Annotated in this window: 16 protein-coding genes; 13 read left to right on the forward strand and 3 right to left on the reverse strand. The window is 39.3% G+C overall.

Going from position 1 to position 16089, the window contains the following annotated elements; all coding sequences use genetic code 11:
• The first annotated feature begins 163 nt into the window (after positions 1-163).
• From KO561_RS01375 to KO561_RS01415, 9 genes are all read left to right on the forward strand, one after another.
• A complete protein-coding gene (locus KO561_RS01375) occupies positions 164-1075 on the forward strand; it encodes a Gfo/Idh/MocA family protein (RefSeq protein ID WP_231095352.1) in 912 nt (303 codons plus the stop codon).
• 238 nt (positions 1076-1313) lie between these two features.
• Complete coding sequence (locus KO561_RS01380) at positions 1314-2582, forward strand: ammonium transporter (RefSeq protein ID WP_231095354.1); 1269 nt, start codon at positions 1314-1316, stop codon at positions 2580-2582.
• A gap of 243 nt (positions 2583-2825) precedes the next feature.
• A complete protein-coding gene (locus tag KO561_RS01385) occupies positions 2826-3800 on the forward strand; it encodes a DUF294 nucleotidyltransferase-like domain-containing protein (protein WP_231095356.1) in 975 nt (324 codons plus the stop codon).
• Positions 3794-4507, forward strand: coding sequence for an exonuclease domain-containing protein (locus tag KO561_RS01390; protein WP_231095358.1), 714 nt, complete (start codon positions 3794-3796; stop codon positions 4505-4507). Before KO561_RS01385 ends, KO561_RS01390 begins: the two co-directional genes overlap by 7 nt.
• Positions 4508-4587: 80 nt before the next feature.
• Positions 4588-4830, forward strand: a complete 243-nt coding sequence (locus KO561_RS01395; RefSeq protein WP_331000816.1) for a MerR family transcriptional regulator — start codon at positions 4588-4590, stop codon at positions 4828-4830.
• Positions 4831-5024: 194 nt separating this feature from the next.
• Positions 5025-5702, forward strand: coding sequence for an ABC transporter ATP-binding protein (locus KO561_RS01400; protein ID WP_231095359.1), 678 nt, complete (start codon positions 5025-5027; stop codon positions 5700-5702).
• Positions 5689-6714, forward strand: a complete 1026-nt coding sequence (locus tag KO561_RS01405) for an efflux RND transporter periplasmic adaptor subunit (RefSeq protein ID WP_231095360.1) — start codon at positions 5689-5691, stop codon at positions 6712-6714. Before KO561_RS01400 ends, KO561_RS01405 begins: the two co-directional genes overlap by 14 nt.
• Positions 6715-6726: 12 nt before the next feature.
• Entirely contained in the window at positions 6727-9576 is a 2850-nt protein-coding gene (locus tag KO561_RS01410) for an ABC transporter permease (protein WP_231095361.1), read from the forward strand.
• On the forward strand, positions 9573-10475 hold the full coding sequence (locus KO561_RS01415) for an ABC transporter ATP-binding protein (protein ID WP_231095362.1): 903 nt from the start codon (positions 9573-9575) through the stop codon (positions 10473-10475). Before KO561_RS01410 ends, KO561_RS01415 begins: the two co-directional genes overlap by 4 nt.
• A 162-nt stretch (positions 10476-10637) precedes the next feature.
• Here KO561_RS01415 and KO561_RS01420 read toward each other — a convergent pair whose 3' ends face one another.
• From KO561_RS01420 to KO561_RS01430, 3 genes are all read right to left on the reverse strand, one after another.
• Positions 10638-11558, reverse strand: a complete 921-nt coding sequence (locus KO561_RS01420) for a sensor domain-containing diguanylate cyclase (RefSeq protein ID WP_231095363.1) — start codon at positions 11556-11558, stop codon at positions 10638-10640.
• A gap of 176 nt (positions 11559-11734) precedes the next feature.
• Complete coding sequence (locus tag KO561_RS01425; RefSeq protein WP_231095364.1) at positions 11735-12388, reverse strand: MOSC domain-containing protein; 654 nt, start codon at positions 12386-12388, stop codon at positions 11735-11737.
• Between the two features lie 146 nt (positions 12389-12534).
• Positions 12535-12735: a cold-shock protein gene (locus KO561_RS01430; RefSeq protein WP_231095365.1), complete on the reverse strand. Its 201-nt coding sequence runs from the start codon at positions 12733-12735 to the stop codon at positions 12535-12537.
• A 265-nt stretch (positions 12736-13000) separates the two neighbouring features.
• On the opposite strand from KO561_RS01430, the gene KO561_RS01435 reads away from it, so the two are divergent.
• The 4 genes from KO561_RS01435 to KO561_RS01450 all read left to right on the forward strand — a co-directional run bounded on the left by KO561_RS01435 (position 13001) and on the right by KO561_RS01450 (position 16046).
• The gene (locus KO561_RS01435; RefSeq protein WP_231095367.1) at positions 13001-13396 is read left to right on the forward strand and encodes a hotdog fold thioesterase; all 396 of its coding nucleotides are present in this window, start codon (positions 13001-13003) and stop codon (positions 13394-13396) included.
• 153 nt (positions 13397-13549) lie between these two features.
• On the forward strand, positions 13550-14728 hold the full coding sequence (locus KO561_RS01440) for an MFS transporter (RefSeq protein ID WP_231095368.1): 1179 nt from the start codon (positions 13550-13552) through the stop codon (positions 14726-14728).
• Positions 14729-14790: 62 nt separating this feature from the next.
• Positions 14791-15048: a hypothetical protein gene (locus tag KO561_RS01445; protein ID WP_231095369.1), complete on the forward strand. Its 258-nt coding sequence runs from the start codon at positions 14791-14793 to the stop codon at positions 15046-15048.
• Between the two features lie 179 nt (positions 15049-15227).
• The gene (locus KO561_RS01450) at positions 15228-16046 is read left to right on the forward strand and encodes an STAS domain-containing protein (protein ID WP_231095370.1); all 819 of its coding nucleotides are present in this window, start codon (positions 15228-15230) and stop codon (positions 16044-16046) included.
• Positions 16047-16089: the final 43 nt, after the last annotated feature.

The following is a 16089-nucleotide window of genomic DNA, read 5'->3' on the forward strand; positions in this document are numbered from 1 at the left end:
AGAGTATAAAATTTTGTAGAATATTGTAGAATAATATAATTATAAGTTGTTTTCAAGCATTTTACAATTGGATTTTGTTTTTTGATGCTGGTAATAATTAACACAAAATGAGGAGCTATTGACTAGATAAAACAAATGTGATTATGAAAGGAGAAATAGCTTTATGAAAATAGGAGTCATTGGAATTGGTGATATCGCTCAAAAAGCGTATCTACCTATACTCGCGCAGACAAAAGGGATAGAGGTGTGTATGTGTACCAGAAATAAAAAAACATTACACGACTTAAGAGAAAGGTATCGTTTTACTTATTCGTGTCAGCAAGTGGATCAGCTGATTAGTCAAGGTATTCATGCAGCTTTCGTTCATTCTTCTACAGCATCCCACGAAGCTATTATCGATCAACTACTCGATCACGATATCCACGTTTATGTGGATAAGCCGATTACATACAATGGTTCTTCATCTAAACGTCTAATCGAAAAGGCGCAAAGAAAAGGGCTTGTCCTTATGGTTGGTTTTAATAGAAGATATGCTCCACCTTATCAATCTCTAGGAGAAATCCCCAATCCTAATATGATTCTTATGAAGAAAAATCGAGGGCACCATGCTGTGGGTTCACGGACCTTTATCTTTGATGACTTTATTCATGTAATTGATACGGTTTTGCATCTTTTTCCTTATCAGATTGAGGAAACACAAATCTCGGGTAAATTGGTAGAGGATGACTTACATTCGGTTGTAATACAGCTTCAGGCTATAGAAGGAATTGCAATTGGTATTATGAATCGAGAGGCAGGAACAACAGAGGAACGATTGGAAGTAATGAATGAAGAGGAGACGAGAATTGTTGAAAATGTGAGTGAAGTGTTCTCCCACCAAAATAAATCCATTCAAAAATATCCTGTAGATGATTGGGAACCGACATTACACAAGCGAGGGTTTTATGCGATTGTAGAATCATTTCTTGCTTCTGTACGAAAAGAAAAAGGTACGTACATTGGATATGAAAAAGATTTGAAAAGCCATCTACTTGCGGAAAAAATTGTTAATCGCTTAGAAAAGAAAGATAAGTAAGCAGGTTAAATAAGCAAAGAGGTCCTTAAATACCAAAAAACTCCACCGTTGGAAGAACCTCTCTACGTCAGTGTTGGAAGCGATACCACTCCGAATCCCTTCTCCCTGTAAGGGTTTGGTTTAAAAAATTACCTTGTAAGATTATCTAACAAAGTAATTGTGTGAATATTTCGATACTGATAAAGTTCCATATAACAAGTGATGTTAACTGATGTCACATAGAGGGGGAGAAAATTATATGGAAATAGCACTAATGGATAATTTATGGGTTATGGTTGGTACGGTCCTCGTTTTCCTTATGCTAGGTGGATTTATTTTACTGGAGGCCGGTTCGACGAGGATGAAAAACGCTGGTCACATTGCTGGAAAAACAATCTTCACGGCTGGTATTGGGGCAGTTGTTTTCTGGGCAGTTGGCTACGGATTGATTTACGGATCTGATGGTGCCTTTATCGGTTGGGGTAGCTTCTTTTACGGGGATGCATCTTTCTCTGGGGAAGGCTTAGCACCTGGCGTAGACATTATGTTCCAAATGGTATTTGCATTAGTGGCTTTAACAATTGCATTTGGCGGGTTTGCAGAACGTGCTAAATTATCAGCGTATGTTGTATTTGCGGTATTATTCTCGGTATTCGTGTATCCAGTAGTTGCACACTGGATCTGGGGCGGCGGCTGGTTAGCTGGTCACGGGAAACAGGATTTTGCCGGGTCTACGGTTGTTCACTTAACGGGTGCAATGGCTGCATTAGCTGCAACGATTATCTTGAAGCCTCGTATTGGGAAGTTTAACAAAGATGGTTCTTCCAATGAAATTGCGGGACATAACCAAGTATTTACAGCATTAGGGGTACTGCTTCTTTGGGTAGGTTGGTTTGGATTTAACGGTGGTAGTACGTTCGGTGTTGCGGATGCTTTCTTTGGATTTGTATCACTTAATACGATGTTAGGTGCTGCAGCTGGTGCGATTGCTGCTATGTTTGTTGCTTGGGCAGTTAGTGGAAAAGCAGATGTTCCATCGATGTTGAATGGTGCGTTAGCTGGTCTTGTTGCCATTACTGCACCTGCTGGATTCGTGGAACCTTGGGCAGCCGTCGTTATTGGTCTAGTTGGTGGTATTATCGTTGTCTTCAGTATGAAAGCTTTTGATAAAGCGAAAATTGATGATCCAATCTTTGCACTTTCTGTTCACGGTACAGTTGGGGTGTGGGGTACACTTGCAAATGGACTATTTGCCGTACCAGCATTTTCATCTGAAATCGACTGGGGGAAACCGGGTCTCTTCTACGGTGGTGGGTTTGAGCAATTAGGTGTTCAAGCACTTGGTGTTGCCGCGAGTGGTCTATACGCTTTTGTTGTCTCTTTCATCATCTTAAAAGGGATGGACATGGTGATGGGAGGACTTCGTGTATCGGAAGAAGAAGAAATTATCGGTTTAGATTTAAGTGAACACGGTGGTTACGGTTATCCAGAAAACATTCCGCATCCAAACGATAAAAAGGGTGCTTAATGTATAACGGTGGAACGAATGGTATTGTCTATAAGTCTAGAAGATTTCTATGAACGTCTCGTCAAACTTTAGAGGCATAGCCTAGTTGAATTGTGCAAATAAGAATTATATTTTTATTGCGAAAGCCTTGCTTTTCCTTATACTTAGGTTGGAGAATCTGAATATTAGTATAGGAGAAACAAGGCTTTCGTATGGATGGCTTGGAATTGCTCCAAGGCGTTGATCCAGACCAAGGGGTTGGAAATGGTGAGTAGGTACAAAGCAATTAAAAAGTGGCGCTATGAAAAAATGAAAGACGTGTGCACTAACCATTTTGAATTAAATGCGCTGCATGATGAAGTGATGAAACGGACGGTTCATGAATCGATAAGAAAAGTAGAAGGAGAGTGGGGCTGTGCTCCTGCTCCCTTTGCTTTCTTTTTAATGGGAAGTGCTGGCAGGTTCGAACAGTCTATTTGGAGTGACCAAGACCACGGTATTATCTATCAAGGGGAGATGAAGCATCAATCTTATTTTCTGGCACTAGGAGAAGAAATAAAGAACGGTTTGGTTGAAGTAGGATACGAGGAATGTGACGGGAAGGTTATGTCTTCAAATCCGTTATGGTGTCAATCGCGTATAGATTGGAAAGGACAGATAATGAGTTGGTTAGAGGAAGCAAGCTGGCAATCTTTGCGTCACTTTTCAACTTTCTTTGATTCACGTGTACTAATCGGTAGTGATGATTATTTAGAGGAGTTAAAGCAATGTGCATTTTTAATCATTAGGGAAAATCCTCGGCTCTATAAACGGTTTATCGATAACGTTGATTTTATAAAAAAAGGAGTAGGTGTATTCGGCCAACTTCTGCCGGAACTTCACGGGGAACAATCAGGGAGTATTCATTTAAAGAAAACGGTCTTTTTCCCATACGTAAACGCTTTGCGATTATTGGCTTTAAAAGAAGAGATAACTAGTCCATCTACTTTATCTAGATTTGAAACGTTACCGGAGCAAATGTATGTTTTGATCGGAAAGTATGAACAAGATTTTATGAAACTACTAGCATTCAGACTTCGATCACGCAAAGATGCGAGGAATTATAAGGAAGTCCACCACATTCCGCTTCATACGTTAACGAAAGAAGAAAAGCATGAATTAAAGCTATTGATGAAAACAGGTTATAAGCTTTTTTCAGAGACGAAAGCGATTCTAGAAAAAGAGTGTTCCACATGGTGATGAATCAAATGATGCAATTTGTGAAACAGTTGTCTAGCCGTGGCTCTTTGAATCAAACAGACCCGAATCAAATTGCTTATATGAGACAGCTTCAACGAGAGCTGAAAGCAAAGGATGTCCTGCATATTCCATTTGATCAGCTACCGGTGGTTGTTTTTGATATAGAAACAACCGGATTTTACCCGGATAAAGGGGATAGCATTCTTTCCATTGGAGCCGTCCGTATGAAGGGAGAGGGGGTTTTAGAAGAAGAGACCTTTTATTCCCCAATTTATCATGAAGATGGCCCTTCTGAGGACATTCAGAAACTAACGGGTTTAACGGCTGAAGAGCTTCGGTCGGCATCTCCTATTCATAAAGTCCTAAAAGAATTCTTTCATTTTGTTAAAAGTGATACGTTGGTTGCCCATCATTCTAGCCATGAAAAAAGATTTATGAAGCATGTTGCCTGGTCGGTATTGAAAACATCCTTTCAGCATCGACTGATTGATACCTCTTTTCTAATGAAAGTAATCGATCCTCAATCCAATCTGCATACTCTAGATGAATGCTGCGAGCATTACGGCATCAAGATAGATCAGAGACATCATGCGTTACATGATGCGAAAGCAACCGCACACTTATGGGGGAGATGCCTACAACTAACAAGAGAACGTGGGTTTTCAGATTTGAAGGAGGTTTATACACATATTGCTCAGTTAAAATAATGTTTGTGTTAATCATGTGAGATCGTGTTCAAAAGTCATTCATCATAGATACACGATTTGCAAAAGAGGGGGGAATGAGGATGAATGATGCCATCCCTGATCACTTATCAACTTTTCCGATTAGTGTTGTGGAAGAGTTAACAAAGCTTACGGCAAGACAAATAAGGTACTATGAAGAGCAAGGGCTCATAAAACCTGGTAGAAATGATGGGAATAGGCGAGTTTATTCTCTGGCTGAGATTGAGCGGTTAAAGAAAATCAAGAAGCTTATTGATCAAGGTATTAACATAGCGGGGATTAAGGCGATGTTAGAAGGGCAATAAGATAGTGATTAATTAGTATGGTTAACTGATTGATAGTTAGCCATTTTTTTGTTCACCTGATGAAATTAGAAAATCAAGAGTAGGAAAAAAGTAACTGAATTTTTCAAAAAGGAAACCGATTTCTTTTCCGTTTCTGCTATAATGAAATTACTTATTATGTAAGCGCTTAAATTTGTGTAAAAGGTTGTGAAAGAATGGAGGCATTGTTGAAGCTACAACAGGTAGAGCGGAGCTTTGGGAAAGGGGACCGAGAAATTAAGGTCTTAAAAGGGATTACAGCAGACTTTCCGCAGCATCAAGTTGTTGCCCTTCGCGGGCGATCAGGCTCAGGGAAAACGACCTTGTTAAATCTTATCGGAGGATTGGATCAACCAAGTAAAGGGGAGATCCACTTTCAGGGTCATCTAATCAGCTCATACTCGGAAAAGCAGCGTACGGAAATGCGTCGTTCCAAAATGGGGATTATCTTTCAATCTTATGGTCTTGTTCCAATGATGACGGTTGAAGAGAACGTAGAGTTTGGTCTCCGGATTGCTGGAATCGATAGAATGGAATGGAAAAAAAGAGTGGCAGAGGCGATCGAATTAGTAGGATTGACGAAGAGAAAAAAACATCGGCCGTTTGAATTGTCTGGTGGCGAGCAGCAGCGTGTAGCGGTAGCAAGAGCAATGGCCCTAAAGCCACCGCTTATCTTGGCAGATGAACCTACAGCTGAACTGGACACGAGAATGGCTTTTCATATTATTCATGCCTTTCAGGAGTTACTTACACATACAGATACAACGGTTATTATGACGACGCATGATCCAGGTATCTTAGAAATCGTCGATCATGTGTACACATTGGAGGATGGTCAATTTGCAGAAGAATAAGAAATGGATAAGGTTGTCCATAGCTATATTGCCTTTCACTCTTGTTGTAAGTGCCTGTTCGATTATGCCGAAAGAAGAAGAGGTGGTTGCTCCTCCTTTAGTAGAGCCTGCGCAGGTAAACTATGATGTAGCAGAAGTAAAAAAGGGTGAGATTATAAATCGTATTACGGGTACAGCGACCTTTATGCCAGCGTACAACGAAGGGTTATTTTATGAGGAGCAAGGTGGAAGATTAGAGAAAATCTTAGTAGCAGAAGGGGATACGGTGAAAAAAGGACAAACTTTAGTAGAAATGGATAATGGAAACGTAGATTTTGAGATTCAAAAAATGGAGATAGAATGGGAGAAAGCAAAAATTAAGTTGGACCAATTGAAGGCACAATCAGCGGATAAATATACCATATCTATTGCAGAGCTAGATAAAGAAAGTATTGCTCTACAATTGAATGAATTAAGAAACCGGTTTACTTCCTCTCAGTTAGTTTCCCCCATTAATGGGGTTGTTACCTTTGTTACCGATGTGAAACTTGGTTCTACGGTAGAACCGTTCCAGTCTTTAGTGGAGATTGCCGATACTTCGAATTTACAGCTTATATATTCAGCGGTAAGTGCGGGCGATATTCAGGAAGTGAAGGTTGGGATGAATGTAACCGTCACGATAGATGGAAAAGAAGTTAAAGGGAAGGTCGCTCAAACGCCGGAAACCGTCCCAGCAGAGGTCTCTGAACAAGACCCTGACTTATATGAACGCAGCCTTTTAATCGATTTAGAAAAGGAGCCGGAAGCGGTAGAAATTGGATCAACAGCTGAAATGGAAATTGTAATGGAACAAAAGAAAGATACTTTAGTAATCCCGATCAATGGCCTTCGAACTACTGGAGGAAGAAATTATGTACAAGTAATGGTGGACGAAACAAAGCGGGAAAAGGATATTGAGATTGGAATCATGTCGGATACAGAAGTAGAAGTGTTGAAAGGCTTAGAAGCGGGAGAAAAAGTTATTCTTAAGTAGGGAGATGCGATTATGGCCATCATAAAAATAATTTTTCGGAAAATGATCAATAATCGTTGGCTGACCGGAAGCTTATTCTTAGGTTTGTTGTTAACAGTTTCTCTTGTTTCTAGCATTCCAACATACATGTCAGCTGTATTTCATAAGCTTCTAGCTAGTGAGCTTGAAAACTATTATCAAGAAGAACAACAATATCCAGGAGAGTTTAGCTACTCGGTCAATTTTACAAAGGATGAGGATATTGATGTTTCAAAGGAATTAACAAACATAGAAGAATGGCATGAAGGAATGATTAAGGAAACCGGTATCCCTCTTTCTGCTCATGCTGAAATATTGAGCTCAACTCCGATGTCTGCCACCTTTTTAGATAAAGAAACGACTACGGATCAGAAGAGTGGTAAACTACTCGCACTTACGAATATAAAGGAGCACATCACAATTACAGATGGAAGTTTTCCAAAAGATAGATTGGTAGATGGAGTCTATGAAGCGATTGTTCCTGAAAAGGCACTGTTAGAGCGAGATATGGTACTTGGCGATACGTTCGTCCTCCATAAAGGGGATACAAAAATAAAGGTTCGACCAGTGGGGACATTTGTTTCCAAAGACCTGAATGATCCTTATTGGGCCTCTTTACCACCAGATTCTTATAGCTCTGATTTTATTGTAGATGAATCGCTTTATCGTTCTTCTTTCATAGAGGAACATATTACTTTACTGGAGACATCGAAGTTTGTGTCTGCTTTTGATTACACGCAATTATTTAAAGAAGATATCCCTACATTACTCGAGCTGGAAAATAAGGTATCCGAAGAGATAGCAGACAGGATGGACACGATCCTACTTGTTGATTTTCCAACGAAAGATTTGATTGGATCCTATGAATCTAAAGGGGACCAACTCACTATGATGCTGTGGTCCCTCAATGTTCCAGTGCTCGTCATGCTAGGAGTTTATCTATTTATGGTTTCTCGACTTATTATTAACCGCCAAGTGAATGAGATTGCTGTATTGGCGAGTAGGGGGGCCAAGCGGGCTCAAATTCTTCTTATTTATTTCATTGAAATTAGCATGTTAGGTGCACTTGCATTTGTTTTAGGCCCTCCGATCGGCTTATTTCTATGCAAAATATTAGGGGGAACGAATGGCTTTCTTGAATTCGTCCAGCGAACATCTTTGCCAGTTCACCTTCAAGCACAGTCCTTCTTATATGGGTTTCTTGCTATATTAGTTGCGATAGTCATGGTAATGATTCCTGTATTTCAGGCTTCAAAACAAAGTATTATTAACCAAAAGCATCAGCTTGCCAATCAAGTAAAGGGATATAAATGGTATTCGGTGCTGTTAGACCTTGTCCTTTTATCTCTGGCTATATACGGGTTATTTACATTTAAAACGAACCGTGGGTTATACGCGGAACAATCTGCAGAAATGCCGATTGATCCTACCTTATTTTTCTTACCAGCTATTTTTATCATTGGCTTAGGGTTATTTATTTTAAGAATCTATCCGTTGCTCTTAAAGCTGATTAATAAGCTAGGGGAAAAGTTTTGGTCCATCTCGCTTTATGCGACTTTTGTTCAAGTTAGTCGCTCTGCGAAGCAATATCAGTTTTTTATGGTATTTCTCATTATGACGATTGGGATGGGGGTGTTTAGTGCCAGTGCAGCCAGAACTATTAACGGTAATTTAGAAGAGCAAATCCTCTATGAAAATGGTGCAGATATTACCATGGAAACTAAATGGGACAGTAATGCCATACAAGCAAGCACTTATGGGGGGCAAGAGGAAGCGACAAATGAAGAACAAGGAAAAGAAGAGTCCGCATCTGATGTCATCGTTTATACGGAGCCGCCTTTTGAACCTTTTGAGGAAATAAAAGGCATCGAACAAGTGACGAAAGTATTTGAAAAAGATGCGGTTAAAGCAGAAACAAATGGGAAAACCATATTTGCAGCACAGCTTATGGCTATTGAACCGAAAAAGTTTGGAGAAACAGCTTGGTTTAAGCCAACCTTACTGGATCATCATTGGTATCAATATTTGAACCTTTTAGCACAAGAACCAAGTTCTGTACTCATTTCCCGAACTACCGCAGAGTCGTTAGGGGCTAAAGTAGGAGATTATATGACGATGCAATGGGACGGCTCGGATTCCGCAGAGTTTGTGATATATGGAATAGTTGATTACTGGCCAGCCTTTAATCCTAATGAAAAAAAGGAAGATGGAAATACTCCTTCCTTGGTTGTAGCAAATTTGCCATATGTACAAAACCTTATGGGATTAGAGCCATATGAAGTATGGTTAAAAGCAGATGAGAATGCATCGAGGGCAGATATATACGCCAGTATGAAAAATATCGAATTACCTATTGTCCGTATGGATGATAATCAACCAAAGGTAATTGAGCTAAAAAACAGTGCCTTTTTGTTAGGATTAAATGGCATGCTGACATTAGGGTTTATTATTTCCATCCTACTGAGCTTCATCGGCTTCTTGTTATATTGGACCGTCACACTGAAGTCGAGAACCTTGCAATATGGGATTTATCGAGCCATGGGGATTCCTATTCATAAGCTTATTGGCATATTGATATGGGAACAGCTTATGACGTCAGGTGTCGCGTGTATGCTTGGCATTCTAGTCGGAGGTATCACGAGTCGTTTGTTTGTTCCGCTGTTTCAGCTTTCCTTTGACCCAACTCAAGTTGTGCCACCATTCGAGGTGATATTCGCAGCAAGTGATGAGCTAAAGATCTATTTGTTTGTCGTCATTATGCTGGGAATAGGTTTAACGATACTCGTCACCTTATTACGAAAAATCAACATTCATCAAGCGGTAAAGTTAGGTGAGGATTCATGATAACTTGTGAAGATCTAGTGAAAATTTATAAAGTGGACGATGATTTAGAGGTTATGGCCCTTCAAGGCTTAGATTTGAAGGTGGAAAAGGGAGAGATGATGGGAATCATCGGAAATAGTGGAAGTGGGAAGTCCACCTTATTAAATATGCTGGGAGGACTGGACCGCCCTACTGCTGGAAAGCTTGTCGTGGATGGTAAAGACCTGTTGCGCATGTCGGATAAGGACTTGGTACGATATAAATTAGAAACGGTCGGTTTTATATGGCAGAATAACGCGAAAAACCTACTGCCCTATTTAACAGCACTTGAAAATGTAGAACTTCCTATGCTATTGAAAGGAAAATATAGACGAGAACGGGCGAAGCAACTTCTAGAAATGGTCGGAATGGGACATCGAACTAATAATAAGCTTCATATGCTTTCCGGTGGAGAACAGCAAAGGGTGGCCATTGCGATTTCTTTAGCGAATAATCCGAATCTTTTACTTGCGGATGAACCGACAGGAAGTGTAGATACACAAACGGCTGATATTATATTAGACGTGTTTCGGAAGTTGAATCAAGAGTTAGGAGTTACAATTGTAATCGTAACTCATGACATGCAGTTGACGAAAAAAATGGATCGTGTCGTCGCAATTCGAGATGGAAGAACCTCAAGTGAAATATTGAGAAAGTCGTATTATGAGGATGTCTTAAGAGAAGAACAAGAAGCGGCAGGCCAAGAAGACTCTCATGTGGAATTAGCTGTATTAGATAAGACAGGAAGGCTCCAGGTTCCAAGAGACTATTTGGATGCCATCGGGATTGGGAAAGCGAACAAACTACAAGTCCTTTTGGAAAACGGACGTATCGTATTAGAAAATCCGAACGAAGCGGATAAAAGTAAAGAGAGAAGTTAAGCTTTCTAGCCTGACTTCTCTCCTTTTAGTACTTAGGAATCTATAAGTGGATTATCTTTTTTGTATCTAGTTGCCTGGCTTAGGCTGTGCCCGCGGAAAGCGACTACCCGCAGAGGAAATCAACTCAGTCTATAAATTTTTTAAAAGCCCTAAGTGGTCTACTTAATCGTAAATTTGAAAATTATTTTTACCGGATCTTTTTGTCATATATAATGCTCTATCCGCGTTCCTTAATAAATCTGCCGGATCTTCTCCATGATTAGGGTAGATAGCAGCGCCGATAGATAAAGTCAGCTTGGTCGTTTGGTTCTGTATGATGAAGTCTTGGTTGAATTGTTCGATTAGTTCTTCGCAGAAGTTGTTTAGGTCTATGATATTAGAGAGAGATGTAAGTAATATGGCGAATTCGTCACCACCAATTCGTGCTACTAAGTTGGTTTTACTATGTTGCACGAGGCGATGTGCCATCATCTTCAACAACCGATCGCCATATTCATGCCCGTATGTATCGTTAACTAGTTTAAAATTATCTCCATCTAAAAACATGACCGCGAGAAATTGATTGTGGGCCTTTGCTTTTTCTATTTCTTCTTTTAAGGCTTGGGTAAAGCCCCTTCGGTTATATACATTTGTTAAATCGTCATAATAAGCAAGGTTTAGGAGTTGGTTCTCATATTCTTTCTTTTCCGAAATATTTCTTGTCACACCAATGACGTATTGACACACATTTCGGTCATCTAATATAGGCGTAAGAACCGTATGGCTATATATTTTATTTTTTCCAATTAAAAAGTAATCTTCATAAACGTGGAGGTTTCGTCGTGATACACATTCTTCGTATTCCTTTTGAATCCGCTCGGTCTCCTTTTCGGGGAGAACATCTTGAAGCTTTTTTCCATAACTGTCTTCACTCAAGTTCGTATGCTCTTGTGCTGACTCATTCATAAAGTAATAATAGAAGGCTCTCTGTTCTACCTTCATTACAAAAACGAGGTCCGAAAAGAAATTCGTAATTTCCAAGTTAGAGCGATCAGCAAGGATCTCAATTCCAAACTTATCAAATTTCTGTTTATAAAAATCCATAGGAATACTCCAATATGTCATATTTTTAAAATGTGCCTATTCACTTTCAGCTTAAACTAAAATGATGCACAATTGACTAAATTATAGCACAAATAGAAGGTAAGGTATATGTATATAGAGAGTCAGAAATCAAAAAGATCCCACTGTATGGGATCTATGAATGACGCTATTTACGTCTATTGTTTCAGCACTTTTTCTATCTTTTTTTCGATTTCTGTTCTTAAATCGGTAGAGAGTGTATCAACGGCTAGTATCTTCTGGAGTTGTTCTACATCTTTTTTGTGAAAAGTAATAGTGTCTTGAATAAAGGGAATGCTTACGGTGTCCGATGCTTTTTCTAAAAGCTCCAATTCATCCGTAGGAGAGACATAGCCTTCTTGAAGCACTCGAAAATAGAAACCGGTAAAACCTGTTTTGGTTACCATGGCGGTTATGTCTTTCAATTGGTTTACCTCCGCTATTTTATAGCAGGGTCCTCTTGGCTCCGATACCTGTATGACGGCTTCTCCGAGTAAGAAGGTATCTCCTATCGAAACATCCTCCTCTTTTAAACCTATAACCGTAATGTTCTCTCCAAAGGATGGGATAGGAAATGGTTTCTCATATGTAGTTTCCCAATACGGATAATGATCGGCACTATACATAAGTAATGCTTTTTCTTCCCCGCCATGATGTTTTAAATCGGCCTGTCCATCCCCTTGCAATCCTTGCTTGGAGAGCCAAGTCTTCTCCTTTACAGATTTTTTAACGAAGGCTGTACGAAGAGGGCGGTCATTAAATATGTATGTATCTGGCTTCCCAACGCTAATGGAGTGGATCCTATATTTCATTCGCTAGAACCTCCTTTACATCATAAATGTTCGTCTATATGTAGGTTATCGATACTATATCACCTTTACCGAGTGGATGCTAGTTCGTAGACAGAGAAAAAGCCCTTTCTCCGAAGAGAAAGAGCTTTTTGGTTTGTATGGTTAGCTTACGCTTTAACTACGTTAGCAGCTTGAGGTCCGCGAGCGCCTTCTTCGATATCGAAAGAAACTGCTTGACCTTCTTCTAATGTTTTGAAACCTTCACCTTGGATTGCAGAGAAGTGTACGAATACGTCGTCTCCACCTTCAACTTCGATGAATCCAAAACCTTTGTCTGCGTTAAACCATTTTACAGTACCGTTGTTCATTGTTTTTCCTCCATTGCGTCTTGCGCGTTTATTACTATTCTTGCTCTATATAATCATTCCAGACGATAATCAACTAAAAAGTCATTATTTCTTTCATCAATCACATACCGAACAACAATAAGTGAACTTAAGTATAACATGCTTATAAAGAAAAAGAAACTATATGCGCGTATTTTCTAAAAATTGGTGAATGGGACCTATAAGACACTTGAAAACGCTTGCTATGTTATACTGTTTTTATTACATAAATGCTGGGGGAAAGGTCATGAGTTTATTCCGTACGAAGGATACCTTAATGGAGTCATTGGGGATCGAAATAAAAGAAGTCAAACCAGATGGTACCTGTATTGCGACCATGCCAGTAGATGAAAGAACTCATCAACCATTTGGATATTTGCATGGTGGAGCATCGGTTGCTTTGGCAGAGACGGTTGTTAGTCTTGGAGCTGCCAGTCTAGTGGATTTAGAAAAAAAGGCGGTATTCGGTCAAGAAATCAATGCAAACCATGTTCGTTCCAAGAGAGATGGGCTGGTTACAGCCACTGCATCCGTGATCTATCAGGGAGGAAGCAGCATGGTGTATGAGGCTCGAATTGTCGATGAAAAGGATCGATTAATCTCCATTTGTCGTTGTACCATTGCAGTTGTGACAAAACGATAATACAGAGAAAAAACAAATCTCAAAGGTTGAGTGTGGACCTTTCGCCTTAGAAATTAGGGGAGGAAGGTTTTGTTTGTACGATAAGAAAATACACGACTTTTGCCATCCTAGGCGATAAGTCGTGTTTTATTTCAATCAGAAGGGGAGACATCTGTGGCGAATCAAGATTCACTTTTTCCGTTAAAATCGCTTTTGTTTTGTTTTCATGCGTCCAATACGATTATTGTTAGTTTTTTACCTCTTTACTTGCAGTTTAAAGGGTTAAGTGGAACGGAAATTGGTTGGGTGTTAGCTATTGGCCCATTAGCCTCCATCTTTGCCCAACCGTTTTGGGGATATATGAGCGATAAGTATCAAACGGTTAAAAAGGTATTAATGATCTGTTTAATGGGGTTACTTATTAGTAGTGTTATTTTCTTTCAAATGAGTTCCTTAACGGCGATTTTAATAATGGCGGCTATTTTTTACTTTTTTGTCTCTCCGATTGGGGCATTGGGGGATAGTTTAGCTCAAAGGAGATCGGATGCTTTAGGAATTTCATTTGGTACGATTCGTACGTGGGGTTCCATAGGGTTTGCTATTTCTTCTTTGTTAGTTGGAGAAATTTTGGCAAGAACGGGTGTCCAACATATGATTTGGCCCTATTTATTTTTCGGGATTGCTTGTTTGGTGATGTGTTTAACATTGACGGATGTGAAAACCGAACAAAGGTCCATCCAACTACGAGATGTGAAAGAACTGATTCAAAACCCACCTTTTCTCATCTTTTTATTTCTAGTCATGTTCATAACGATTACTCATCGTGCTAGTGATAGCTTTATCGGGATATATATCGCTCAGCTAGGAGGCGGGGAAGGGTTAATTGGGATCTCATGGTTCCTAGGTGTAGCGAGTGAAGCCCTAGTCTTTGCGTTAGCAGGCTTTTGGTTTAGAAAATTTCACCCACTTATTTTTATCATCATTGCGGGAGTGTTATATAGCATACGGTGGTACATGTATGCGGCCTTTGACGATCCAGCTTTAATCGTTGCTTTTCAGTTCCTACACGGTTTGACGTTTGGAATTTTTTATTTATCTGCCTTCCAATATGTCACAAGATTAATTCCAGAAAACCTACAATCTACCGGACACTTGGTTTTCGTTTCTGTATTCTTTGGATTGTCTGGAATTATTGGCTCATTAGGAGGAGGAGCTTTAATAGATTCTGCTGGAGGTAGCTTTCTCTACTTTTGTATGGGCAGTCTTTCCTTAGTAGGGGCAATTCTATTACTCATTTATCATGTGCTTCCATTTGGAAAAGAAAGTAAGACAAAGGCGGTAGCCGGATCGTAGGTTATAATCTATCGGGACGTGGTATAATGAGGGTAAAGTGAGGTCAGGGAGGTTCAATAGCAATGAGTTGGCCGTTGATTATATTTTTAATCATACTTTTCATCCTTACATTAGGCGGAACTTTGTACGTGGTGTTTCAAGAAGACAAAAAAATAAAGAAATATGAACAAGAAGGGGACAGTCCAGAGGCGCAGCTACAGCGTTCAAAAGACTACGAAACATCCTCCTTAAAATCCAATATTCCAATCTTGGGTATTATTTATGGGGTCACATTTCTCTTAGCGATTGTGGCTATCGTAATTTATATTAAGTTTCGATGAACAAAAGAGGCAGACTTACTCGTCCTGATTAGGACAAGTAAGTCTGCCTTTTTGTATGAGAGCACGCTTTATGATTTGGGTTAAACTGCCTAATTTTTCGAGAAGGTGGTATGATTAATAGGGGAAAACAGTATGATGAGGCCTTTAATCATGCTCAAAAATTTTCAGGGGGAGAAATGATGGAACTAAGATATGAACCTTCATTCACATTAAAAGATTACTTCGAGGCAAATATGGAAAAATTTGATTCTATCTTGTTATCAGAAGCAGTAAATGTCAAAGATAAGATCAAAGAAATTCTAACTATTGGGAATATTGACCTCGTGAACAATGCTCATAAAACAGTGGGTTACGTGATAAATCAAGAAGTTGAAGAACTTAAAGTATTTGCTAAACAAGAAGGTATAGCTTGGGCTACCCATGCTATAGAACTAACATTTAAGTTGGAGTGGGTACAAGCAATCCGCAGAACCTTGTGGGTTTTCATACAGAAGTTCAATGAGCAAAAGGACAAATATGACATATGTGACTTTTTTCAGTTGGAACAAGAGATTAATAATCGAATTGATACATTTTTAAATACTTTTTTCATTAGTTACTCCACATACAAGGACTCTTTACTTAAAGCACAAAGGGAATTGGTAGAACATCTATCTGTTCCAATTATTCCAATCGATAATTCTATTTGCATATTGCCGTTAATTGGATCTATGGATTCAAATCGCATGAGTATTCTTAAAGAAAAAGTCTTAACAGAAGTATCAGACTTGCGTATTGAAACTATTATAATGGACTTGTCAGGGATTGCGTATATGGAATTAGAGGAAATTTACGAACTCAATAAAATTATTGATGGCATTTCCATGATGGGATGTTCAAGCGTTTTGACAGGGCTAAGAAAAGAAGTTGTAAAACAGATATCAGACTCGGGGATCACATTTAACCCGGACACTAGAAAAAGGGGAACATTGCAGCAAGCATTAAGTGAATTTTATTAATAAAAAAGACAAAGAAAAAAGCTCGGGTTAAAATCCGAGCTTT

Source organism: Radiobacillus kanasensis, from assembly GCF_021049245.1.
Lineage (GTDB): Bacteria > Bacillota > Bacilli > Bacillales > Amphibacillaceae > Radiobacillus > Radiobacillus kanasensis.